The organism is Methylomonas sp. HW2-6 (genome assembly GCF_052474525.1).
The window spans coordinates 3,613,158-3,637,054 of sequence record NZ_CP184124.1 but is presented as its reverse complement, the minus strand read 5'-3'; the positions used below and the strand labels follow the sequence as shown (position 1 = coordinate 3,637,054).

Genomic DNA, 23,897 nt, shown 5'->3' with positions numbered 1-23,897 from the left:
CGATGAAATTTTGGGAAGCCAAAACCCTAGCGCAAATGACCCCTACCGAGTGGGAGTCCTTATGCGACCATTGCGGCCAGTGTTGTTTGCATAAACTCGAGGACGAAGACACCGGTGAAATTGCGTTTACCAATGTCGTCTGCGACTTGATCGATCTGGATACTTGTAGCTGTACCCGTTACAGCGAACGCTGCACGCTGGTGCCGGATTGCCTCGACTTGAAGCAGCATGATTTTGCCGAGTACCGTTGGATGCCGAAAACTTGTGCTTATCGGCTACTGGCTGACGGCAAACCCTTGCCTGATTGGCACCCCTTGGTTTCCGGTTCGGCCGACTCGGTCAGAGATGCCGGAGTATCGATTAGCAGTTACGCTATCAAAGAATCTCAGGTCACGGACCTGGAAGACCATATCATCGACTGGTTGCAGCCTTAGCCGGTTGAAAACGTGCCGCCGAAAACGGTGTTTTCGGCGGCATTCAGGCTGGAAAAAACCGGGACGTTGCAGAGTGTGTCCCGCAGGGGGCGTTAGCCTTTACCCGGCAGCATACCTACCGTGCCTGGTTTGATGCGTTTGCAGGCTACAACCACATCCTCCTGGTGGCATCTGGCTTCCTGAGTGTTGCCGCAACTGTCGCAGACGGTATTGCCGACGCTTTTTACTTCGTCTACGTGCCAGCCGTAACCTTGCGATTGGCAAAACTTCTTGCTGAAACGGTCGATATTGTAGTTTTTCGTCGCGTTTTCTTTGGCTTTGGATTCAGCTTGGCAGTGCTCGGGCGCCAGCGTATTCGCCATAATGTCGCGATAAATATACTCAGTGGCGTGGGCCGGAAAAGCCAATAGTAAGGTGGCGAATAAGCTGCCGATGAAAGTCGTTTTGATCATAACTTAATCCTCGCGATTGGCGATGACACGGATGTTCATCAGCCGGTGCTCTTCGGCGATTTGGTCTTTGATGGGGGCGAATTTTTCATTCTCGCTCATCTTAACCGCCAAAATCGCGCCGACGACCACGGCTGTGACCAACACGACGTAGAGGACGAAATTATCTTTTTCCGGTTTTTCTTCTGTAACTTGTGACATGGTGTTGCGCCTCGCTAGCTGTCGCTTCGGCCGGTAAACCGCCGAAAACTTATTGTTAAAACCGGCCCGCATCCGGGGCGGACCTCTGCAGTCTGACACTCGCCGCATTGGGTGTGTATGATCGCGGCCTGGATTTACCGACGGGTCGGTTGTAACGGACGGTTGCCTTGGAGCTATCCGGATCGGGAGTGGTCTGGCAACGAAACGGCTTGTGGCTGTTTCGATTCGTCAAGTAGTGTCGAATCGAAACAATAAAGCAAGTGCAGGGGCTTGTCAAACAAATATCGTATCAATATTATGGCTTGAACCGGTTTTCGGCAAGCCTTTTACAAATCGGAGTCCCCGGTCCGTTCGTGCTTGGGCCAACGGACCGGCGATCTTAGCAACGCTTGGATGCGACAGAATGGGTATTCTTAGTTAGCTTGTCGGCTGATTTTGCTCAACGGCGCGATTAGTCGAGATAATCGTCCTTCAGACGGACGTAATGTTTGGCGGAATATTCCAAAAATTCTTTTTCGGCATCGGTCAGGGCCCGGATTTGCTTGGCCGGGGCGCCGACATACAAAAAACCGCTTTCCAATTTCTTGCCCGGCGTCACCAGTGCGCCGGCGCCCAGCATCACGTAGTCGCCCAATTCGGCGTCGTCCATGACGATGGCGCCGATGCCGATCAGGCAGTAGTTGCCTATCGTGCAGGCGTGGACCACGGCCCTATGCCCAATCGTGACGCCCCGGCCGATATTGAGCGGATGGCCTTTCGGCGAAAAGTCGCCGGCATGGGAGACGTGCAATACCGCGCCGTCCTGGACGTTGGTGCCGTTACCGATCTTGATGCGTTCGACGTCGCCGCGCACGACGCTGGTAGGCCAGATCGAGACGTCATCGCCCAGTTCTACATCGCCGATCACGACTGCGGTATCGTCGACGAACGCGCGCGCGCCGATCACGGGAGATTTGCCTTTATAAGTTCTGATTGCCACTGCAACTCCGTATTTTTGCCATAATTGAGCGGCGATATTACGCAATTATCGGAGTGTTCTCCAGTGTGGCGAGGATTGATGGCAGATCAGTTAGAAGTGTGGCGCCGGTGCCCGTTAAATGCCGGCCTTCCGGGGTCGCGGCGGGCTGAACGGACGTGGGATTCCGATGCGGTTGGTCGCCGCAGGGGTAGATGCTGATGGCGAGCTGCGCAAATTGTGCCGCACCGCTGCCGGCCAATAGTCAGGTATGCCGGTACTGCGGCGTGCGTAACGACATGGACTTACTCGGGCGACAAGCTGTTCGTGTCGCCGACGCCGGTGTTAAGCGTCAATGCCCTAACTGCGAAATCGGACTGCAAACCGTTGCGTTGAGCCGTGAAGGTACGCCGGATATCGAGCGTTGCTCCGAGTGTTTCGGCTTGTTTTTCGATCCGGGCGAACTGGAGGTGTTGCTGGAAGACTCGGTTGCGCCGGTGGCCGATTTCAATCTGCCTCTGCTGCAAAACATCAACCGCGAACGTTACCAAGCCGATCGTCCGGTCAAATATTTGAAATGTCCGGTCTGCCAGGTGTTAATGAACCGGATGCTTTACGGCTACCAGAGCGGTGTGGTCGTCAACCGTTGCAAGGGCCACGGCGTGTGGCTGGATAACGGCCAGATCAGTCATTTGTTGGAATGGAAAAAGGCCGGCGGCCAGTTGCTCGATCGGAAAAAGGCAGTGGAACGCCAAGCCAGAGGCCGGACCGAAACCGCGAATACTGAATTTCGCAGCAACTATGCTGCACCTACCAACCAGGCCGGCGGTGAGTTCGAGGTGTTGGAGACGATTGCCGAGGTCGTGTTCAAATTGTTCGAGTAATGGATTCGCCTAAACCTTTTGCAGCAGCGCGGGCAGAAAAAACTCGGCGACCAACAACGGGTGGCCGTGAATCGCATATTCCGTACGCCGGCCCCAAGTTGGCCCTGCCATCGAGAGCCTGGTTTGCACAGCAGTCGACCATTGGTTCGGCTCGGCGCGGCTGAACTGGCGCCGTCGGCGCTCCAGGTCGGGATAGGCAAAAATGACTTCCCCCAGCGGCCGATTGCCGAGGTGAGACAGATTGCGGTGGGCAATTTTGATGGTCGGGTCCGGCAACACCGTCCGGGCCAATACCAGCGGCCGGCCATCGGCATGTAGCAAAACCTCGCGGATCAACTGGTAACGCGCCGGCGGCAATGCCAGCAGCCGGCACTCGTCATTGAATGCCGGTTTCCAGCGGTGAAACAATATCTCGACGCCGAAGCGGTTGCCGTAAATCCCGCGCAAGCGCTTGGTCAACGAACCAGTCTCGTTTAGCCAGGATTGCAACTCCGGCGTTAATTGTCGTTGTGCTGCGGTCTCGTGGGCGGACCACAGCGGTGGGCGTTTAAATAGAAAACTCTTGTCGGGCAATGTCTAAACCTCGGCGTAATGGCGGCTGCGGCCGATCCAGCGGTCGATGAGGGGTTGGATGATTTCGGGATGATGTTGAACGATGGTCTGCGCGGCGGCCGGAATCGATTCCAGCAGTTCGCGGTCGCGTTCCAGGTCGGCGATTTTAAACTGAATCTGTCCGGTCTGGCGGGTGCCCATCACTTCGCCGGGGCCGCGCAATTCCAGGTCTTTTTCGGCGATGACGAAGCCGTCGTTGCTTTGTTTCAAAATCGCCAGGCGTTGTTTGCCGGTTTGCGACAACGGTGCCTGGTAGAGCAGCAGGCAATAACTGTCCTGATTGCCACGCCCGACCCGGCCGCGCAACTGATGCAATTGTGATAGTCCCAGCCGTTCAGGATTTTCGATCACCATCAGCCCGGCGTTGGGTACGTCGACGCCGACTTCGATCACCGTAGTTGCCACCAATAGGTCGCACTCCCGGTTTTTGAACGCCTGCATCACTGCGTTCTTCTCGGCAGCTTTCAGCCGGCCATGGACCAGGCCGATGCGGACCTTGGGCAAGGCCTCACGCAATGCGGCGGCGGTCTTTTCCGCCGCCTCGCATTGCAGCGCTTCCGACTCTTCGATCAAGGTACAAACCCAATAGGCTTGGCGCTGTTGAGCGACCCAATGTTCGATCCTGCCGATCACGTCAGCTCGACGTTCCGACGATATCGCGCTGGTAGCGACCGGTTTGCGGCCCGGCGGCAGTTCGTCGATCACCGAGATGTCCAAATCGGAATATTGCAGCATTGCCAAGGTTCGCGGAATCGGCGTTGCGGTCATGATCAGCTGGTGCGGCCGCAAACCGCCGGTTTGGCCTTTCTCGCGCAAGGCCAAACGCTGATGGACGCCGAAACGGTGTTGCTCGTCGATGACGATCAACCCCAGTTTGTGGAAATGCACGCTGTCCTGGAACAAGGCATGGGTGCCGATCACAATCCCGGCGCTGCCGTCGGCCAGCGATTGTAACGTTTGCTGCCGGGTTTTGCCCTTGAGTTGGCCGCTCAGAAACAGCACTCGGGTCGGCAGGTCGGCGAACCAATGGCTGAAATTGCGAAAATGCTGCTCGGCGAGTAATTCGGTCGGCGCCATGATCGCAGTCTGGTAGCCGGAAGCGAGTGCAGCCAGTGCGGCCAGCGCGGCGACCACGGTCTTGCCGGAGCCGACATCGCCTTGCACCAGGCGTAGCATCGGCCGGTTTTGCCGGCAATCGGCCTCGATTTCGGCGGCCACCCGCTGCTGGGCGGCGGTCAGCCGAAACGGCAAAGCGGCCAGAAAGGCCTGTTTGGTCTGCGCATCCAGGCTCAGAGTCGGCGCCGGCCATTGTTTGTAGGCCAGTTTGCCTTGCAACAGTGCCAGATGGTGGGCCAGAAATTCCTCGAACGCCAGACGCCGCAACGCCGGTAACGGCGTTCCGCTCAATATCTGCGCGGAAAGCTGCGGCGGCGGGGTATGCAGCGTGCGCAAAGCGTCTTGCAGGCTGGGGTAGTCTCGGCTTTGCAGCAGTTCGGCAGGTAACCAGTCCTTTATCGCATCGCGGCTGTGCAGGCATAGGCTCAGAGCCTGGCGGGCGGCTTTGCGCAATGCGGATTGGGAGACGCCTTCGGTTAACGGATACACCGGTGTCAGCGTCTGCTCGATCAGTTGCGCCGGATCGTCGACCAGTCGGTATTCCGGATGTACCATTTCCAGCCCGGCAAAGCCGTATCGGATTTCGCCGAAACAGCCGATCTGTACGCCGGGCTTCAATTGCTGGCTTTGCTGCACCGAGAAATGAAAAAAGCGGAGCGACAATTCGCCGCTGCCGTCGGCGATGCGACAAATCACGCTATTTCGGCCGCGTTGAATCTGGTCGGTGAATTCGACGCGGCCACAAACCAAGGCGGTCATACCGGGCAGCAATTGGTTGAGCGGCGTGATCCGGCTGCGGTCCTGGTAACGTAACGGCAGGTGGAACAGCAGGTCTTGCACATGGCGGATGCCGAGTTTTTCCAGGCGGGCGGCCGATTGGGCGCCGATGCCGTTCAATGCGGTGACCGGCAACAGCCGCGGGTCCGGATGCTGTTGCGGTTCGCTGCGCATCGTCGCTACGGTTGGGACAGGGCTAAGGCGACTGTGTCCGCCGCCACGGCGCCGAGCTCAGTAATATTCGTTGGGTAAAACCAAAATGCCGTCCATTTCGACGCCGGCCGATTTGGGCAGTGCGGCAACGCCGATCGCGGCGCGGGCCGGGTAGGGTTGGTGGAAATATTCGGCCATGATTTCGTTGACGATCGGAAAATGGCTCAGGTCGGTCAGAAACACGTTCAGTTTGACGATGTCGTTCAAGCTGCCGCCGGCGGCTTCGGCAACGGCCTTCAGATTGTCGAATACCCGGCGGATTTGCAGGTCGATGTCGCCGTCGACCATTTGCATGGTTTGCGGATCCAACGGAATTTGTCCGGACAGGTAGACGGTATTATCGACTTTGACGGCTTGCGAGTAAGTGCCGATGGCTTGCGGCGCCAGCGGCGTGGAGATGGTTTCCTTGCTCATGTTATGCCTTGATGCGGGTGATTTTTAAAACGATGGACAGCTTTTTCAATTTGCGGATGATGTTGGCTAGGTGTACCCGGTCGCGCACGGCTAGAACCAGCAAGTCCACCGAGACCCGGTCGTCCTGGCTGACCACGTTGATGTTCTCGATATTCGAGTCCATGCTGGAGATGGTCGAAGCAATCGTGGCCAGCGAGCCGCGCTGGTTCAGCAACTCGATCCGGATTTCGGCCGGGAATTCGCCGCTGGCTTCCGGGCTCCACTCCACATCCAGCCAGGTGGTTTGTTTTTTGCGGACTTCGTTGCTGTTGCGGCATTCGTGGTGGTGAACCACGATGCCTTTGCCCGGGTTGAAAAAACCGATGATAGGATCGCCCGGAATCGGCCGGCAGCACTTGGCCAGACTGACGACGATGCCCTCGGTGCCCTTGATAATCAAAGGTGTTTTATGGTGCGGTTCGTTATCGTCCAGTTTGACCGCGGCGTTGACGTCGGTTTGGCTGATGCGTTTGGCGACCAGGAACGGCATCCGGTTGCCGAGGCCGATGTCTTCCAGCAATTCGTTCAACGAGTGCTTTTTCAAGACTTGCAGCACCTGCAGAATCCGGGTGTTGTCGACGCTTTCTAGTTGGATGCCCAGGCTGTGCAGTTCTTTTTCCAACAGGCGGCGGCCGAGGTTGATGGCTTCCTGCTGGTTGAAATTCTTCAAATAAGCGCGGATGCAACTGCGCGCCTTGGCGGTGATCACGTAGTTTAGCCACAGCGGATTGGGTCGGGCCCAGGTGGCGGTGATGACTTCGACCGTCATGCCGTTTTCCAGCTTGGTTTGCAACGGCACCAGTTTTTTGTCGATCCGGGCCGAGATGCAGGCGTTGCCGACATCGGTATGCACCATGTACGCAAAGTCGACCACGGTAGCGCCGCGCGGTAGCTTGATGATCTTGCCTTTCGGCGTAAACACGAATACTTCCTGCGGAAACAGGTCGACTTTGAGGTTGTCGATGAACTCGAGCGAGTCGCCGGCCGATTTCTGAATTTCCAACAGGTCGCGCAGCCATTCGTTGGCACGGGCCTGTATCGTCTCGCTTTTATCGTTGTCGGACTTGTACAGCCAATGTGCGGCGATGCCGGATTCTGACAGGCGGTGCATTTCGTGGGTGCGGATCTGGATCTCGATCGGTACCCCGTAAGGGCCGATCAGAATCGTGTGCAGCGACTGGTAGCCGTTGGCTTTGGGCAGGGCGATATAGTCCTTGAACCGGCCGGGTACCGGTTTATACAGATTGTGCACGCAACCGAGCGCGCGGTAGCAATCGTCCACTTGGGAGCAATAAATCCGGAACGCGTATACGTCGAACACGTCAGTGAACGAAATCCGCTTGTTCAGCATTTTTTGGTAAATGCTGGCGATATTTTTTTCCCGTCCAGCTACCGTGCCGTCCAGCCCGGATTCTTTCAGCCGGTTTTGAATCGCGTTCTGGATGGTGTCGATGATTTCCTTGCGGTTGCCGCGCGATTTTTTTACCGCATTGTTGATCGCCGCATAACGGTTCGGGTACAGGGCCTTGAAACCCAGCGATTCGAGCTGGTGGCGGACATCGTTCATGCCGAGGCGGTTGGCGATTGGCGCGTAGATTTCCAGCGTTTCCTTGGCGATCCGGCGCTTTTTGTCCAGGGGCATATTGCCCATGGTTTGCATGTTGTGTAGCCGGTCCGCCAGCTTGACGACGATGACGCGTAGATCTTGCGCCATGGCTAAAAACATTTTGCGGACGTTTTCCGCTTGCGCTTCGGCGCGGGAGCGGCTGTCGATCTTGGACAGTTTGGTGACGCCGTCGACCAGATCGGCAACCTCGGCGCCGAATTGTTCGCCGAGTTGTTCCTTGGTGATGGGGGTGTCTTCGATTACATCGTGCAGAATGGCCGCCATGATGCCGTGGGCATCCATATGCATGCCGGCCAACGTGATCGCAACCGCAACCGGGTGGCAGATATAGGCTTCGCCGCTACGGCGGAATTGGCCGGAGTGGGCGGCCGCGCCGAAATGGTAGGCGCGAACAATATCGTTGATTTGGTCTTGGTCGAGATAGCTGCGCAGAACGTCGCACAGCTGGTGCAACAGTTTTTCTTCCGGGTGTTCTATGGCCGGAAGTGCTGGAGTCGGCTTGGCTGCTATCTCGGGCATACCGCTTAAAGTTCCAGGTGAGTTTCGGAGACGTAGCTGGAGCGGTGCAGGCGGTCGACATTTTCCTCGGTGACGAAACCGGCGGCGATTTCGCGCAGTGCCACTACAGTGTCTTTATCCTTGCCGCGCGGCACAAATTCGTCGGCACCTTTTTCCAACTGGCGCGCTCTTTTGCTGGCCAGCAGTACCAGTTTGAAGCGGTTTTCTACATTTTCTAAGCAATCTTCGACAGTCACGCGGGCCATGATTAAACCTTGGTTGAGTTTATGGGGTTGGAAGCTTGTAAAACCGCAAAGGTTTCAAGCGGAGAGGGCTGAATTATAAGACAAAAGCAAGTCTTAAGCCAGATACGGAACGGCGGCGGGGCAAGGCAGGGTGGCGGACAATAAAAAGCCCGCTCAGCGCGGGCCCGTCCTGTTTGTTGTAATTATTATTGTTATTGTGTTGGACGCCTGCCTTAAGGCAGTTTAGTCAAGCAGTTACTATTTATTATTATTATTGTCAGCCTTTGTTACAGGCCGCTTCCCTCCCCCTCAAAGATACAACCCTGTCGGGTTGAATGCACTCCGTAAAAGGTGGCCGAAGTGTATTTTAAAAAAATCGGAGTGTCCAACAAAAAAATGCCTTTTTTGCGAAGAAATGGTTTCGCCTCGAAATTGATTTTTTTAAACAGAAACTTAGAGAGTGTTAGGGTTTTCTAATGTTTGCTTCAGCGCTCCATTCGGCGGGATTCTTCTTCGCTCAGGAAAAAATTTAAGCGTTCGTTAAGGATCGCTTGCAATTGAAAACTGAGGTCGTTTTGTTGTTTGGCCAGCCGGATCTGAGTGATGGCCGATTCGGTATCGCCGCTGGCGTAATAATATTCGGCGGTATAGCGGTGGGATTCGCCCGGTTGTTTCAGGTCGGCGAAGATTTGCGCGAGCAGTTCGTAGTAGTAAGGTTGGTCTTTTTGGTCTTCGGGCAGGCTTTGTAGGATTTGTTTGGCACGTTCGGCGCGTCCGCCTTTCAACAGGCTGCGGGTATATTCGATCTTCACTGTAGCGTTGTTCGGAAAGCGGGCGAGGGCGGCTTCGTAGAGTTTGCCGGCTTTATCGTAGTCGTGGCTTTCGCTGGCGGTGCGCGCCAAGGCAGCAATATATTGAGGTTGATTGGGGTATTGTTCCGCCAACTGCTGGAATATTTGGTTGGCGGCCGCAAATTGCAGATTCTGCAATTGCACCAGACCCATGCCGTAACGGGCGACCGCGCGTTGCTCGCTAGTGCCTTGCATTTCCAGTGTAGTGAAATGCTGCATTGCCGCTTTGGTATCCCGCGCGGTAACCACCGCTAACTTGGCTTTGACAAGCTGGTAGGCCAGCGAGTCGGGATACTGCCGGTAAGGATAAATTTCGGCGCGGCCGCGGGTGTCGGCAACCCGGTTTTCCGACACCGGGTGAGTTCTCAAAAATTCCGGAACGCCTTTCCCGTAGTAGCGGCTAGACTGCTGCAGTTTCTCAAAGAACGCCGGCATTGCTCGCGGGTCAAAGTTAGATTCCGCCAGCGTCTGCATACCGACCCGGTCGGCTTCCTTCTCGTGGTCGCGGGTAAAGTCGATTTGAAACTGAATGTTGCCGGCCTGGATTGCCATCAGCGCCGCTTGTCCCATGTTCGGTGACTGGGTCCCGATCAGGATCGCCGCCAGCGTCGCGGCAACGGTCGGAATCGACAGTTTGCTGGCTTTTTCGATCGAGCGATACAGATGGCGTTGGGTGACGTGGGCGATCTCGTGCGCCATGACCGAAGCCAGTTCGCTTTCGGCTTCCGTCAGCAAAATCAGTCCCGAGTTGACGCCGATATAGCCGCCGGGGCCGGCGAAAGCGTTGATGTTCTGGTCCATCACGACAAAGAAATGAAACGGGTTGGACGGCGTATCACTGTGAGATGCCAGTTGTCGGCCTATGTTCTCGATGTATTGCTGGATTTCGACGTCTTGACTGATTTCGGCTTGCCGATGCAGATTGCGGAAGAAGGCTTCGCCGAATTCCTTTTCCTGAATCGGCGAGATGATCGCGCCGGCGGAGTCGCCCATGTCCGGCAACTGGATTTTGTCAATTTCTAGCGCATGCGGCGGGGGGCAAAACAGGCTCAAACCAAGGGCGAGCGTAACGGGTATTAGTCTCATGGCGGATCGGACCTGAGGTATCGAATTTGGTTCCATCGCGAATGCTCGGCGGCAAAACAGGCAAGATTGGTGGGCGCGTATTAAAATGCAACGATGTTTTTGCAAAGACAATATTCTACAGTGCGATGAAATATGCCGTTCAAGTTAATGCCGGGCCTTGCTCCGGTAACTCCGGACTATGTGCTTACCGATTTATTTCGGCCGCGCTCGATGCCGGTCACGATGTGGTTCGCGTATTTTTTTACAAGGACGGGGTTTACCATGCTTTTCGCTACGCCAGTCCGCCGGAGGACGAACTGCAACTGGGGCGAAAATGGTCGGAATTGGCGCTCGACCGAGGAGTCGATCTAGCCGTTTGTATTTCCGCTGCCCAGCGTCGCGGCTTATTGTGTGCCGACGAAGCGCGCCGGCAAGGCAAGCTCGACGACGATGTCGCGCCCGGGTTTCGGATCGCCGGCTTGGGGCAGTGGCTGGAAGTCGAGTTGTTGGCCGACCGCAGCTTGATATTCGCTTGAGGCGGCCATGAAGTCGTTTTTGTTCGTAATGCGCCGGCCACCGTACACTGGGGTTCGCCTGGCGGAAACCTTGGACGCCTTATTAACAGCTGCGGCGTTCGATCAGCGGGTGGCGGTGTTGTGGCTGGACGATGGCGTGTTTCAGCTGTTGGCGCGGCAACAGCCGGAAAGTTTGGCGCTGAAAGATACCTCGGCTATTTTTAAGGCTTTGGAGCTTTACGAAGTGACGGAGCTGTATCTGGAGCGCGAATCCTTGCAGGCAAGAGGACTCACGGCGGACGAATTGATCTTGCCGGTACGCTTGGTCGGCCGGAGCGAAGTCCATGATTTGATCGGCGGTTTCACAACGATCATTCCCGATTGATGTCCCCGGCTTTACCCGGCCGACTCTGCATCGGCTAGAATTGCCGTTTAAACATTCCAAATTATTTTACGAGGATAGAGCACGCCATGGCGGAAGAAATTGAAGAAAAACGGCGCTATTTCCGGGTCAACGATACTATCAACCTGTTGCACAAGGTGATCGATAAAAAGAATTTCGACGCCGCCAGCCATGTTTCCAACGACGTATTGAGCAATTGCACTTTGTCCTCAGCCCTGGACGTATTGGCTCAAGAAGCTCGGATGCTCGGGCCGCGCCTGGAACGGCGCGACCCGGAAATGTTCGAATATCTGAAGATTATCGACACCAAAATCAATCTGATCGCGCAGGCAATCAATGCCCAGACCGATAAGTTTTCCGAGCACGATACTCGAGAAGTCAGTCTGAGTGCCACCGGCCTGGCGTTCAGTAACGAACAAGCGATTGCGGTCGGTGAAATCCTCGAGCTGCGGATGCTGTTGACCTCATGCATGGCGGTAATCGTCGCTTACGCCAGAGTCGTGCAATGCAAGGACATTTCTCAGGACAATCCGCAGCGGCCGTTCGCGATTTGTGTGGAATACATTAATCTGACCGAAGACAACCGCGAATTGTTGATCAAGCATGTCATCAAAAAGCAGTTGCAACAACTGCGCGACAAAAACGAATCCTGAACCGCGTTCCTTATGTCCAAATCTGGCGACGGGGCCGCGGATGGAGCCACACCGCTGGCGCCGAAACTCAAACAGTTGATCAGGCTGTTGGGCGACGGCCGTTTCCACTCCGGTACCGAGTTGGCGCAATCTCTGGGTATCAGCCGGTCAGCAGTCTGGAAATACCAACAGGCGCTAACGGATGCCGGTGTCGATTTGCTTGCGGTTTCCGGAAAGGGCTATCGCTTGAACCAGCCGTTGCAATTGTTGCAGGAAGGACAAATTCTGGAGCATTTGACTCAGGATGCTTCAGCTTTGCTGCGACGCATTGAGATCCACGACCGTATCCAGTCCACCAACGGGCGTTTACTTGAGCTCGCGCGCGAGTCGGGCGAGAGCGGCGTGGTTTGCCTGGCAGAGCAGCAAACCGCCGGACGCGGACGCCGTGGCCGGAAATGGATTTCACCCTTCGGCCACAATGTGTATTTGTCTATCCTCTGGCGTTTTCAGGGCGGACCGACTGTTTTGAGCGGTTTGAGTTTGGCGATGGGCGTGGCCGTGGTGCGGGCACTGCGGGCATTGGGCGTCGAAGAGGTTGGCTTGAAATGGCCTAACGACATTTATTGGCGGCAACGTAAGTTAGCCGGCATATTGATCGAAGTCGGCGGCGAAAGCGGCGGGCCTTGCCATGCCGTGATGGGTTTGGGGCTAAATGTGTTCATGCCCGGCCGAGATGCGGCAGAGATTGACCAAGCCTGGGTGGACCTGCATCGTATCCTGGCCGATGGTGCTCACGGTATGCGCAACCGGCTGACGGCGGAATTGCTAAACCATTTGCTTCCGGCCTTAGCCGAGTTTGAATCGCGCACTCTTGCTTACTGGTTGGCCGAATGGCGCAGCTACGATTGTATGTTGCAGCGTCCGGTCTGTGTGTTTTTGGGCGAGCAGCGGTTTAGCGGAGAAGCGGCCGGTATTGATGATCAAGGTTTGCTGCTACTACGTCAGGCCGACGGCGAAATACGTGCCTTTGCATCCGGTGAAGTGAGTCTACGTCAATCATGATTTTGCTGGTCGATATCGGCAATTCCTTTCTGAAATGGACGCTGGCTGACTCTGGAATGATTGCCGAACCGCGCTATTTGAATTACCGCGAATCGGATTTTGTGTCGGTTTTGACCCGGGCCTGGACCTCGTTATCGGAACCGGAACAAATCGGGCTAGCGGCTGTTGCTGCGCCGGAAGTTGTGGCAAAGGTGCTTGGATTGGCTCAGGCGATGTGGCCCGCCGCCACGGTTGTCAAGCCGAGCGCTGCCGGCCAAGCCTTCGGTGTCACCAGCGCTTACGTCAAGCCCGAAAAATTAGGCGTCGACCGCTGGTTGGCGATGATTGGCGCGCTGCACGCCTATCCGGGCGCCAATTGTATTGTCGATTGCGGTACGGCAATTACCGTCGATTTTGTCGCCGCCGATGGGCTGCACCAGGGAGGCTTGATTTGCCCCGGCTTGCGTTTAATGAAGCAAGCCTTGTCGGCGAATACTCACGCTTTACCGGTTGCCGCCGGTGCCGGAGGGGGGGGGCTGGCGGCCGATACCGATGCGGCGATCGACGCCGGAGTGCTGTGGGCGGCTGTCGGCTTGGTCGAAACCGCGCTAGGCCGGCAAAACCAACCGTATCGATTGCTGTTGACGGGGGGCGATTCAGCACAGTTAGCGGAGCAACTTGCAGGTGACAAAGTGTTGGATTCGCAGCTGGTATTCAAAGGCTTGTTGCACTACTGCGCTGAAGCGGAGGCATCGGGATGAAGCAGGTTTTTCTGCTGTTGTGTTTGGCTAATGTATTATTTTTTTTCTGGAAGCTCCATTTTGGTGCGTCGACGCCGGCCAACCAAGTCCAGGCCGCTCTGCCGTCGATTGTACTGGTTGCCGAACGGGATGCCGCGCTTCGTAGCGTGGCGATTTCGCGGGTCCTGGATCGCGATGCCGCCGAACTGCAACGCTTGACCGCGCCTGCCGCTTTTGCGGCGCCTAAGCCAAAACAATTGGCGGGTGCCGCGGTTAAATCCGAAAAAAAATCGCTGCCGGCGGCAACCGGGAAGCCGGAGCCGGTTCGAGTGATTTGTTACGAAGCGGGGCCGTTCAGCGACGACCGCGAATTGCAGCGCTGGCTGCGCGGCAAACCCTTGCTTTTCACGAAGCCGTTTGTGCGGGAAACGACGGTTTCCGCCGATTACCAGCTCTACTTGCCCCCGGCCAAGGATGCCGAGCAGGCTCGGCTTAACAAGTTGACGTTGCACGCCAAAGGCATTGACGACGTCTGGATGGTTCCGGACGGAGAGATTAAAGGCGCGCTATCTTTGGGTGTATTTGTCGATAGAGCGAGAGCGCTGGCGTTTAAGGAGCAACTTGCCGCGCGTGGTGTCCGGGCCGAGCTTAGACAGCGCAGCAAAACCCGTCAGGCTTTATTCCTGCATTTCGGCGCCGCTGCCGCTTTTCCGGGGAGCGGCGGATATCAGCGGATTCCGGCTGCGGATTGCAAATAGCGCCAAAATGGCGCAGCCGAAACGCGAATGACTTAAATTCCCGGAATTTGTGTCAGCTTATTTTACATTGGCTGTTGTTCGGCCGAGCTAATTCCTTGAAATCCCAGGCCTGGATATTTTGGCACGTTTTTTGTATAATCTATTTTGGAGTGGAGGCTGCGGTCTTTGCTCTCGGCTTGGAGGCGGCAATTTCGGAAAAATCGCCAATTCCAGTTGTATGGCCAGAGGAATGGCCGTTTGTTAACGTTAACTAATGGGGAATATCCATGAAAACGCTTTTATCTTTAAGACTATGGCTTGCCGCGTTATTGTTGGCCGTTTCGTCTGCAAGTTCTGCGAGTACCATTTGGGAGTCAACTGACGGAGATAGTAATTTCTTGTCAATTAGCCTGTTTGGATTACCGAGCTCTGAAACTTTCGGTATTTTCGCAGCAAATGCTGATTTGAATACCGCCGCGCCACTTTACTCATTTACAGGTATCGGTAGCTACACTGCTACGGGCAGCTTTAAATTGGGTCTGTGGGATGCGGGTAAGTGGCTGGGTGAAGCGGCTAATGGCTCATTGCTTGGCAACATGTATTTGTTGAGTTTTGCCAAAACAAGTGTGCCTACCAACAATTTGGTTTTGCTGTACGGCTTCGATATCAAGCCTGCTGCTAACCAAGGCGGTGGTTCTGTAGTACCTCTTCCCGCCTCTATCTGGTTCATGACAAGCGCTTTGTTGGGTTTCCTTTACACCGGACGCCGGAAAACGCTGGTCCAAGCTTAAGCTCCGGCTTAAGTCCTTCCAGAGCCGGACGAGGCGCGCCTCGCCGGCTTTTTTTATGCCTGCCGAAATCCGCCGCGGCAAGGCTTGCAAGCGGCAGTGTCGGCCTTGCCTGCGCAGCAATATTCCATACCGCATTCCGCCCGCTTGGCCTAGCCACCGCTAACCATCAGGTTGCGGGCCTGCTCTTTCAGCGCAATCGCTCGGCGCAGCAGACCGGTTTTGCCCGGAAAAAATCGGTTGCAGGCCATTGCCTCCAGATTCAATGCTTGCTGCAATTTTTCCAAAGCTTCCGGATAAGGATTGATTACCGCTTGCTGTAATACCTCCACCGCGTCCTGAGTGTCGGCGATTGCCAGCTTCAGGGACTTCATACTTTGTTCGCCATTCTGTTCCAACGCTTTTTTGTCCAACGAATTGGAGCTGCGGATATTTTCCAGCACATTGATCGTACGGAGGAACATTGCTACGGCTATTACTTGCGACGAATCCAATTTGCCTTGCCGATTCGCTTTACTAGAGGTAAATGCGCCGGGCGAGCTGTTGAAGGCATCGGAGCTGTAGTAGGCGACGCTTTCTTCCAGCGTCGTTACGCCGTTGTTGTGAAAGAACGGTGCGGTGTCGGCCGCTTCGACCAAGGACGGCGTATTAAAGCGGTTCAAGCCATGGTGTCCTGCTGGCCGCGAGGTAGTACCGCTCGGCGCAACACTGCCGTCGCTAAAACAGACTTCGTCATAATTCGGGCCGCAGTCGTTTTGTTGGATCTGACCGAAGCCGCCGTCATAGGCCAGCGTCGGGTCGGCCAAATGGTGCAATTGGTCGCGCATTCGTTCCACACCGGTATCGCGGGTCGGATTGGCATTGGTGGTCGAACTGATGCCGCCGGCATTGGAATGGCAGCCGTTACAGTTTGCCGTGGCGCCGAAAATCACCGAGCCGTCGGCCGCTTTCGGATTGTTCTTGGTATTGAACAACATCAGGCCGTTTTGCACCAAAGGCGATTTGAAATACATATTGGCCAGATTCAATTCGCCGCTACGCCCCAATGACAGCATATAGGCTTCCAAGGCGTCGAGTTCGTCTTCGCTGGGTAATCTGAAATCGATGTTTTCGGCCCGGATCAATGTTTTCGGCATGTGCTGCTTGATCGCGCCTTTGGCGAAGTCACGCAAGGAGCCGCCGTCCGGGGCGCCGTCGCCGGACCAGCCTATGGCTTCGGTGTGCCTGCCGGATTGCTGCGCTTCGTCATCGTGGCGTTTGAAGTATTCTTCGTCCTGCGGAAACTCGCCGTTGCCGTAACCAGGATTTACTGCACGCTCGAAGGTGAGGGTATTGGCCATGCCCAACAGATGGGGAGAACTGCGCATCACCGGCGGCCGGTCGAAGCCGTCGGCGTGGGCGACGAACAAGGCAAACTGGCGCACTAGTGCCGGCTTTTCCAGATCGGCCAATTCCGGCCGGGTTTCGGCGACGAACAGCGGGTCGCTTTTCGGTAACTTGGCGATGTAACTCGGGTCGATCGTGTGATTGTTATCCGGCCGGTGGCAGGTGGCGCAGGTACGTCCGTTGCCGCCGAAAGTCTCTTCTGTAAATATTTTTTGGCCGCGGGCTATCAGCTGCGCTAACTGTGGTTCGCTCCCGAAATTGCCGGCTTGAGCGGTCTTCGGCAGTAAGAATTCGAACGGCAGGCGATTCGCGGCGATCTCGCCGCCGGCGGCAGCCAGGTTCGCGCCCGGCCAGTCGTGCTCGGTGAAATAAAGCCGCTGCAGCAGGTTGGGCGAGCCGAACAGCAGGCCGCCGTTTTCGGGAGAGGTTCCGGCTAGGACGATTGCCGCGCCGTCAAGCGTAAAGTTCCGCATTCGCTGCGGGTCGAGTTGCAGCGTCAAACCATGGCGGCCCGCCGCCGGCTCCAGTTGGCCGACGCGCAATCCTTGCCGAGACTGCTTATGATTGTCCAGCAACCAAAGTTCGTATTGGCCGGTTTCCGGTAAACCCGATACCGTTGCCTGCAAGCGCCCGGTGCGCAGATTCAGTTGAAGGTGGCCGGCGGCCGGGCTGAAGCGTGCGGACAATGCCTTGGAATAGCTCAAGCCGATTTGCAAGTTGTCCGGGCTGGAGGATTGTTCGTGAGCATATTTCCAGCGCTGGTACAACCGGCTTAAAACTTCCGGGTTGCCGTGGCCGGTAAATGGCGCTTCCGGGGGTGGCGTCACAATGGTTCCGATGCCGAGCGCAGCCGAGAATGCCAGCGCGCGTTTATAGCGTATTTTCATAATGTTATCCGTCGTTGTTCAGGCCATGCGATTGAGCCGATGGTGTACAAGGCAGCGGTGCGGCTACCTCGGACCGGGCGGTCAATTGATAGTTGCGGATAGCAATAGCCATGCCTCTTTTATATAAATCCTTTATAAATCAAAATTTTGGCGTTTTTTTGTCTGGCGATCGGCTTGTACGGGAAAATCGGCGGTTTGCTATCGACTATCGTTTCCGCGAGTTTTCCAGTGTTAGGCGGCGCGACTGAAAACCTAAGGATTGCGCGGTTTTCGCGGGTGTGGATCTCGGTATCCGATCGTCCGGTAGTGGCGGTACCGGACTCGCGCTGTTGCCCGGATGCAGGTGCCGGGTAAATCCAAATTATGTGATATCGCGCACACGCTAAGTGAAATCACACAGTATGTGTGTTTTTTATGCATTTGCAGGCGACTTGGGGTTGGCCAACCGGACTTACACAAACGGTGTCTATGGGTAATTCATTAGTTAAAACAACGGACTAGAGTATGCGTTGCAGCTTAGGCCTGCCGGGCGGTTAGTCGTCGTTACCCAGCTGTTTTCCGGCTGCACCGCGCTACCGATGCCGGATCGGCTGGTAACCGTTTTTTTGCTGTGAATGTTTAATAAGTTAATGAATTTAATGAGGTATTAGTGTTGATTTGTCGTGCTGACCAAGGCGTTGCCGCAGACGGCCAATACTGCGGCAAAATCCGCAAGTCTTGGCTGGATTGATTGTAACTTATTGAAAATTAATTAAAAAAAATAGGTACAAATTGTGCTTTCTCATTCGAGTGATAACGGACGCGATATCACCTCCGGGAAAAAGCCGAACCTGCCGCGAGGAGGAGACGGAAATTCAGGGGTCTCACGGCGAGACGGCCTGACTGCCCTGGACTAGGCAATTATGCAATTTCTTCACTTCGAATCAGTTATTGAGGCATCAATATGATAGGCATTAATCAACAGAGCTTACGCCGCGCAATTCTGGCTGCGCTCGGCGCCAGCGTTATGGCCGCTTATTCCGGACAGGCCGCCGCTATTAGTCCGGCCAGTCTGGGTGTTATCGACGCTGGCGACAGCGCTAGCGTATCCGGCAAGGCGCCGAAAAGGGCTTGGGCTGACTACGGAACCGGTTTTAACTACGGTTGGACCCATACGCCACCCTTCAGGATTTTTCAGGTCGGCGATGACGCCGACGTCGCCGCGGGTACTCGATTCGATGTCACGGTCAATCTGAAACAAAACGGCGGCACGGCACCGATGAACTATCCGGGATTTTCGATCTGGACCAGCGGAACCGCGCCCATGGTTACCGGTGCCGCCGACGGCAGCGGTTACGGACATGCCTGGAGTCAGGTGCGCGGGCCTTACGATGGCGGTGTCGCCGGTTACGTCGCGCCTCCTGGTCTGGGCGGCACGGGATTGCTGGGTGTGCCCGGCGCCGATTTGACTCAGGGCAGCAACGGCTGGCTGGGTGAAGGCGGCGGCGGAAACATAGTCCGCGGCCATGACGGATGGATCGGTTATGCCAATGCCGGCTACTCCTTCACTAACGGCGATGGCGATAAGATTCAAGGTCTGCTCGCGGGTGCCACCAACCCCGGAAATGTCGGTCAATACGGCGGCGGTGCCAGCGATCCGCTGAATGGTACGGCACTCACCAACGTCAACCAAGATTCACCCTACGTCTACACCGGTTTCGCGACCCTGAGTGCCGGCGAGGCGATGTTGACCCTGCAGGGCTTGAAAGCCGGTTATTACTTGATCGGCTGGGCGGGTAGTTGCCCGGATGATAATGCCAATGGTCAAAATTGCGGAATCGGTGCAGGCCAAAACTATATGTTGACCATCAACAATACCGGAGTCAGTGCGGTGCCGTTGCCCGGAGCTGTCTGGATGTTCGGTTCGGCTCTATTGGGTTTTACCGCGCTAGGTCGAAAAAAACCGGTCTAGCTTACAGCGCCAGCCTATCCGCTTTGCCGAATGGGGCGTGCTCGGGTAACAAGGTCCAAATGCCTTATGTCCGATGTTGTCCCGATTAGCTGGCGCTCACAATAATTTAGTGGTCGGTTCCCGGGGTTGTCTAGGTTGGGGCCGGCCCTGATTTCTTTGGTTTCGACTGAACGGATGCAATCGAAGGCATGCGCAGGTTCAGTCTTTATCCGACTCCCAGACCGGGGCCAAAGCAGATGCGGCGCCGGGTGAATAGCGGGTTTTACGAGGCAGGTATGAAGGTATTTCCGAGAATCTTTTTAATAGCGATCGCTTCGCTGGCGGCGCTGCCGGTGGCGGCCCACGGACCGGTTCCGGTATCGTTACAGCGGGTACCGGTGCCGCCGGTGCCGGGTTTGTTGGACGGTTCCAGCCCGATCGTGGTGAATAAGGCGGCAGCGATTGCGTTGGGCAAGGCCTTATTTTGGGATATGAGCGTCGGTAGCGACGGCATGGCCTGCGGGTCTTGCCATTTTCACGCCGGGGCCGACGCCCGGGTCAAAAATCAGCTGAATCCCGGCGCCAAGAGCAGCAAAGCCAGCGGGCAGACGTTCGATACGTTGGCGTCGGGCGGTGGCGGCCCCAATCATACCTTGCGTTCGCAAGACTTTCCGTTGCACCGGCTGTCCGATCCGGCCGATAAATTCAGCGCCGTGACCTTTACCACCGATGATGTGGTGGCGTCGTCCGGTACCTTTAGCGGCGACTTCAAAGGCGCTTCGCGTTTCAGCGGCAGTGCCGACCAATGTTCGCGTAGCGTCGATGCGGTATTTCACGTTAACCAAACCGGTACCCGGCGGGTGGAGCCGCGGAATGCGCCGACTGTAATCAATGCGGTGTTCAACCACCGCAATTTCTGGGACGGGCGGGCCAACAATATCTTTAACGGTAGCAGTCCCTGGGGTGAACGCGACTCGAATGCCGGGGTTTGGGTCAAACTCAATTCGCGCTCGGTGGTTAAAGAAAAGCTGCATCTGGAAAACTCGTCTTTAGCATCGTTGGCGACGGCGCCGGGTTTGAGCGATACCGAAATGAGCTGCAGGCAGCGGACATGGGCCGATATCGGCCGCAAGCTGTTGGGACGCCAAGCCTTGCAACATCAGAAGGTGCACCACGAAGACAGTGTGTTGGGCCCCTATAGCTTGAGCAGCATCGGAAATCTGAAGCCCGGTCTGAATACGACCTATAAAAATCTGATCATGCAGGCTTTCAATACCAAATACTGGTCTTATAGCGGCATCGGCCCGTTCGGTGCTCCACCGGGACAAACCGCCTACAACCAAATGGAGGCCAATTTCCCGATGTTCTTCGGCTTGGCGCTCCAGCTTTACCAGTCGACCTTGGTGGCGGATCAATCGCCTTTCGATTTGAGCCCGGTGGATGCCAGTCTGCGCCCGACCTGGACCAATATTGTCGGCGCCACGCCGGCCGAGACCGAGGCCAAGCGCCAAGCGCTGAAAGACGGCGGCAACTTGTTTTTCAACAATCATTGTAATTTGTGTCATGCCGGCCCGAGCTTGAGTCTGGCCGCGGTCGCTACCAATGCGGCGTTGTTAAAGCCCGAGCCCGGCAAAACCTTTGGTTTGGCAGCGACACCAATTTCGTACGGACCGGATGCGTTCGGTCCTTCCGGCGGCGCGCGAGCAGCCGGCATGACCCAATATGTCAATCCGGTAACCCGGGATTTCAGTAGCGACGGCATGCCTTTGCTGATGGACTTGGGGTACATCAACACCGGTGTTGCCGATCCGAATGGCGACCGAGGAGTTGGCGGTCTCGACGATTTCGGCAATCCGCTATCCTTTGCCGCTCAGTACCTTCAGTATTTGCAGGACCGTCCCGCCGGGATCAAGGATCGTCTGGTTAAGGATATTCGCGCTTGCGATTTCATCACCGCGATTGCGATTAATACCGACGTTTCCGAGCCTTATTACTTTACCGCAGTGGAAGGTATCCAGGCGGACGGCAGTCGGGAGGGTGTGTCGCGCAATCAAAACTGTGCGGATCCGGCCACAGCTTTCATTCCGTCGCCCAGCTCGGCACGCAACGAAGCCAATGCCGCAAATCTGGGCGTGGCAGTCAAGGCGGCCTTTAAAGTTCCAACCCTGCGTAATATCGAGCTGACCGGGCCGTACATGCATAACGGCAGTATGGCAACGCTGGAACAGGTGATCGAGTTTTATGGCCGGCAAGGTAATTTCCACAACGATATTTTGCACGAGCAGGTCGGTACCATCTCGTCGTCGATCAATTCGCCGGCTAACCGGGCCAAATTGATCGCGTACCTGAAATCGTTCACTGACGACCGGGTGCGCTATGAAAAGGCGCCGTTTGACCATCCGGAGGTGATCGTGCCGAACGGCCACGACGGTAACCATGAAGCTGTTGTATCCGGCAATCCGTTGCAAGCCGATCTGGCGCAAGACGAAGTATTAGTCGTCCCGGCCGTCGGTGCCAATGGTTCAGTCGACCCGCTGTTGCCGTTCGACCAGTTGTTGGCGCACTGAGCGGCTGAATGCCGTATCGAAAACACCGGCCCGCGCGACGCCGAGTCGCGCGGGATTTCCGGACACAAAAGTCAAGTAGAGATTAACTTATGCAAACTTCAATAAAACACAGAGCCGTTCTGGTATGGCTGGCAGGGTTGGGGCTGTTTACCGCGGGTACGGCGACTGCCGCTACAAGTTTCAACAGTTCCGCAGCGTTAAGTTACAGTATTGAGAGCATCGTCAACCTGAGCAATCCGGGGGATCTGTCCGGCCTGGAGATCGTCGGCTATTTCCAGCAGATCGACGCTCCGGCCAATCCCGGCGACGAATATTCGCAAGTGCAAATCAACGGCGTCGGCTCGGTGCTCGCCAACAATCCTGAGTTGTCGACCGGCGGCGATTTCAATTACACCTTTGCCGCCAGCGGCACCTTGGCGAACGGTACCCTGGATGCGCACCATTTGGGTTGGTACGGCTTGGAGTTTCGCAATAACGGCAGCGATCGCTACGCCATCAATTTGCGTCTGGATTATCTGCTCAGCGCGGCGGCCGGCTCGGCCACCGATTCCAGTTCCGTGGCGATCGATTTCTTTAACGGTGACGGCCTGTGGCAAGGTGCCGACCGGGTCGATACCGCGTTCAATGACCTGAACGTGTCACGAGCCGGCACTAGCGGCCTGTTCGGCTTCGAATTGGCGGCCGGCCAGACCGAAGGTTTATACGCCGACGTGCGGATGGATAACCATCTGGAAGCCTCGCCGGTACCGCTGCCGGCCGCGGTGTGGTCGTTTCTGGCCGGCGTGATCGGTATCTTGGGTCTGAAAAAACGCCGAAGCGAATAATCGGTCTGATCTCAGCCACCGGCGGTCGGGGTCGGACGTGCCGCGCCGCCGGCCTCACACCACCCGGTCCGGTGGCGTCCGGCCGGCGAAAAACGCTTGCAAATTGGCCAGCACTTTTTCGCCCATCGCCGTGCGGGTGGCGATCGTGGCGCTGCCCAAATGCGGCAACAAGGCCGCATTTTCCAATGCCAAAAAGCCGGGGTCGATGTCCGGCTCGCCTTCGTAAACATCGAGGCCGGCACCGGCAATGCGCTTTTCCCGCAACGCCCGAATCAAGGCTTTACTGTCGACCACATCGCCGCGAGCGGTATTGATCAAGTGCGCGCTGGGTTTCATCAGGTCCAAGCGGCGTTCGTCGATCAGATGCCGGGTGTCGGCGCCACCGGGGCAATGCAGCGACACGTAATCGCACTGCGGCAAGAGTTCTTCGAGTGTCTCGCACCGCACCGCTTGCAGATCGGCGACGATTTCCGGATCGGCCGGGCTGGGTTTGACGTACAAAATCTTCATGCCGAAGCCGTGGTGCGCTTTGCGGGCCATGGCCTGGGCGATGCGGCCGAAGCCGACCAATCCCAACGTGGCGCCGGTGACGTCGCTGCTCATCATGTGCGTCGGACACCAGCCGCGCCATTGGCCGGAGCGGACCAAGCGGTCGCCTTCGGCGCCGCGCCGTGCCGTCATCAGCAATAAAGTCATAGCAATATCGGCGGTGCTTTCCGTTAGTACGCCGGGGGTATTGGTCACGACCAAACCTTGTTCCCTCGCTGCCGCGATGTCGATATGGTTGTAGCCGACGCCGAAATTTCCCAGGATCCGGCAGCGTTTGTTGGCGACGTTCAGCACCTCGGCCGGTAGCGCATCGCAAACGCTCGGGCAGACCGCATCGTAGTTTTGCAGAGCCGTTCGAAACTCGTCGGCGTTCATCGGGTGGTCGTCGCCATTCAAGGTTGTATCGAACAGTTCCTGCAATTTGGCTTCGACGGTCGCCGGCCAGCGCCGGCTGATCAACACTTTGGGTTTACTCATCAAAAATTCCTGTATGGCTGCGTTCGGGCCGCCAGTATAAG

The 23,897-nt window shown here is 56.4% G+C and carries 23 protein-coding genes and 1 riboswitch; of the genes, 12 read left to right on the top strand and 11 right to left on the bottom strand.

The features are described from left to right. The first annotated feature begins 2 nt into the window (after positions 1–2). On the top strand, positions 3–434 hold the full coding sequence (locus tag ACH518_RS17455; protein WP_140910673.1) for a YcgN family cysteine cluster protein: 432 nt from the start codon (positions 3–5) through the stop codon (positions 432–434). A 92-nt stretch (positions 435–526) separates the two neighbouring features. On the opposite strand, the gene ACH518_RS17450 is transcribed toward ACH518_RS17455, so the two are convergent. From ACH518_RS17450 to ACH518_RS17440, 3 genes are all read right to left on the bottom strand, one after another. Beyond that, entirely contained in the window at positions 527–886 is a 360-nt protein-coding gene (locus ACH518_RS17450; RefSeq protein WP_140910674.1) for a hypothetical protein, read from the bottom strand. Between the two features lie 3 nt (positions 887–889). Beyond that, on the bottom strand, positions 890–1,084 hold the full coding sequence (locus ACH518_RS17445; protein ID WP_140910675.1) for a hypothetical protein: 195 nt from the start codon (positions 1,082–1,084) through the stop codon (positions 890–892). A gap of 451 nt (positions 1,085–1,535) precedes the next feature. Beyond that, positions 1,536–2,063, bottom strand: coding sequence for a gamma carbonic anhydrase family protein (locus tag ACH518_RS17440; protein ID WP_445371006.1), 528 nt, complete (start codon positions 2,061–2,063; stop codon positions 1,536–1,538). A 197-nt stretch (positions 2,064–2,260) separates the two neighbouring features. On the opposite strand from ACH518_RS17440, the gene ACH518_RS17435 reads away from it, so the two are divergent. After that, entirely contained in the window at positions 2,261–2,923 is a 663-nt protein-coding gene (locus ACH518_RS17435; RefSeq protein ID WP_445371005.1) for a TFIIB-type zinc ribbon-containing protein, read from the top strand. 9 nt (positions 2,924–2,932) lie between these two features. Here ACH518_RS17435 and ACH518_RS17430 read toward each other — a convergent pair whose 3' ends face one another. From ACH518_RS17430 to ACH518_RS17405, 6 genes are all read right to left on the bottom strand, one after another. Then, positions 2,933–3,496 carry a chorismate--pyruvate lyase family protein gene (locus ACH518_RS17430; protein ID WP_445371004.1) on the bottom strand — a complete coding sequence of 188 codons (564 nt, stop codon included), beginning with the start codon at positions 3,494–3,496 and terminating at the stop codon, positions 2,933–2,935. A 3-nt stretch (positions 3,497–3,499) separates the two neighbouring features. Then, positions 3,500–5,602, bottom strand: a complete 2,103-nt coding sequence (gene recG, locus ACH518_RS17425; RefSeq protein ID WP_445371003.1) for an ATP-dependent DNA helicase RecG — start codon at positions 5,600–5,602, stop codon at positions 3,500–3,502. Positions 5,603–5,659: 57 nt separating this feature from the next. Next, the gene (locus tag ACH518_RS17420) at positions 5,660–6,055 is read right to left on the bottom strand and encodes a RidA family protein (RefSeq protein ID WP_445371002.1); all 396 of its coding nucleotides are present in this window, start codon (positions 6,053–6,055) and stop codon (positions 5,660–5,662) included. Position 6,056: 1 nt separating this feature from the next. Continuing rightward, positions 6,057–8,240 (bottom strand): RelA/SpoT family protein, encoded by a 2,184-nt coding sequence (locus tag ACH518_RS17415; protein ID WP_140910681.1) that lies wholly within the window; start codon positions 8,238–8,240, stop codon positions 6,057–6,059. Between the two features lie 5 nt (positions 8,241–8,245). Continuing rightward, positions 8,246–8,485, bottom strand: a complete 240-nt coding sequence (rpoZ, locus tag ACH518_RS17410) for a DNA-directed RNA polymerase subunit omega (protein WP_064021268.1) — start codon at positions 8,483–8,485, stop codon at positions 8,246–8,248. Between the two features lie 464 nt (positions 8,486–8,949). Next, positions 8,950–10,401: a M48 family metalloprotease gene (locus ACH518_RS17405; RefSeq protein ID WP_445371001.1), complete on the bottom strand. Its 1,452-nt coding sequence runs from the start codon at positions 10,399–10,401 to the stop codon at positions 8,950–8,952. Positions 10,402–10,526: 125 nt separating this feature from the next. Between ACH518_RS17405 and tusD the strand changes: the two genes are divergently transcribed. The 7 genes from tusD to ACH518_RS17370 all read left to right on the top strand — a co-directional run bounded on the left by tusD (position 10,527) and on the right by ACH518_RS17370 (position 15,239). After that, the gene (tusD, locus tag ACH518_RS17400) at positions 10,527–10,916 is read left to right on the top strand and encodes a sulfurtransferase complex subunit TusD (protein ID WP_445371000.1); all 390 of its coding nucleotides are present in this window, start codon (positions 10,527–10,529) and stop codon (positions 10,914–10,916) included. Between the two features lie 7 nt (positions 10,917–10,923). Further along, positions 10,924–11,280, top strand: a complete 357-nt coding sequence (gene tusC / locus ACH518_RS17395) for a sulfurtransferase complex subunit TusC (protein ID WP_445370999.1) — start codon at positions 10,924–10,926, stop codon at positions 11,278–11,280. Between the two features lie 86 nt (positions 11,281–11,366). Then, positions 11,367–11,951: a PilZ domain-containing protein gene (locus ACH518_RS17390; RefSeq protein ID WP_278211442.1), complete on the top strand. Its 585-nt coding sequence runs from the start codon at positions 11,367–11,369 to the stop codon at positions 11,949–11,951. Between the two features lie 12 nt (positions 11,952–11,963). Further along, entirely contained in the window at positions 11,964–12,992 is a 1,029-nt protein-coding gene (gene birA / locus ACH518_RS17385) for a bifunctional biotin--[acetyl-CoA-carboxylase] ligase/biotin operon repressor BirA (protein WP_445370998.1), read from the top strand. Then, entirely contained in the window at positions 12,989–13,732 is a 744-nt protein-coding gene (locus tag ACH518_RS17380; protein WP_445370997.1) for a type III pantothenate kinase, read from the top strand. The genes birA and ACH518_RS17380 overlap by 4 nt, the downstream gene beginning before the upstream one ends. Then, positions 13,729–14,469 carry a hypothetical protein gene (locus ACH518_RS17375; protein WP_445370996.1) on the top strand — a complete coding sequence of 247 codons (741 nt, stop codon included), beginning with the start codon at positions 13,729–13,731 and terminating at the stop codon, positions 14,467–14,469. Before ACH518_RS17380 ends, ACH518_RS17375 begins: the two co-directional genes overlap by 4 nt. 266 nt (positions 14,470–14,735) lie before the next feature. Continuing rightward, on the top strand, positions 14,736–15,239 hold the full coding sequence (locus ACH518_RS17370) for a hypothetical protein (RefSeq protein ID WP_445370995.1): 504 nt from the start codon (positions 14,736–14,738) through the stop codon (positions 15,237–15,239). Between the two features lie 149 nt (positions 15,240–15,388). Here the strand turns inward: ACH518_RS17370 and ACH518_RS17365 are convergent, their stop codons facing one another. Further along, positions 15,389–17,509: a hypothetical protein gene (locus tag ACH518_RS17365; protein ID WP_445370994.1), complete on the bottom strand. Its 2,121-nt coding sequence runs from the start codon at positions 17,507–17,509 to the stop codon at positions 15,389–15,391. Positions 17,510–18,322: 813 nt separating this feature from the next. Then, positions 18,323–18,399, top strand: a riboswitch (cyclic di-GMP riboswitch). A gap of 53 nt (positions 18,400–18,452) precedes the next feature. Between ACH518_RS17365 and ACH518_RS17360 the strand changes: the two genes are divergently transcribed. The 3 genes from ACH518_RS17360 (at position 18,453) to ACH518_RS17350 (ending at position 22,830) form a co-directional block, all read left to right on the top strand. Beyond that, positions 18,453–19,460, top strand: coding sequence for a hypothetical protein (locus ACH518_RS17360; protein ID WP_445370993.1), 1,008 nt, complete (start codon positions 18,453–18,455; stop codon positions 19,458–19,460). A gap of 275 nt (positions 19,461–19,735) precedes the next feature. Then, the gene (locus tag ACH518_RS17355; RefSeq protein ID WP_445370992.1) at positions 19,736–22,006 is read left to right on the top strand and encodes a cytochrome c peroxidase; all 2,271 of its coding nucleotides are present in this window, start codon (positions 19,736–19,738) and stop codon (positions 22,004–22,006) included. 89 nt (positions 22,007–22,095) lie between these two features. Further along, positions 22,096–22,830, top strand: a complete 735-nt coding sequence (locus tag ACH518_RS17350) for a hypothetical protein (protein ID WP_445370991.1) — start codon at positions 22,096–22,098, stop codon at positions 22,828–22,830. A gap of 54 nt (positions 22,831–22,884) precedes the next feature. Here the strand turns inward: ACH518_RS17350 and ACH518_RS17345 are convergent, their stop codons facing one another. Next, positions 22,885–23,856: a 2-hydroxyacid dehydrogenase gene (locus ACH518_RS17345; protein WP_140910694.1), complete on the bottom strand. Its 972-nt coding sequence runs from the start codon at positions 23,854–23,856 to the stop codon at positions 22,885–22,887. Positions 23,857–23,897: the final 41 nt, after the last annotated feature.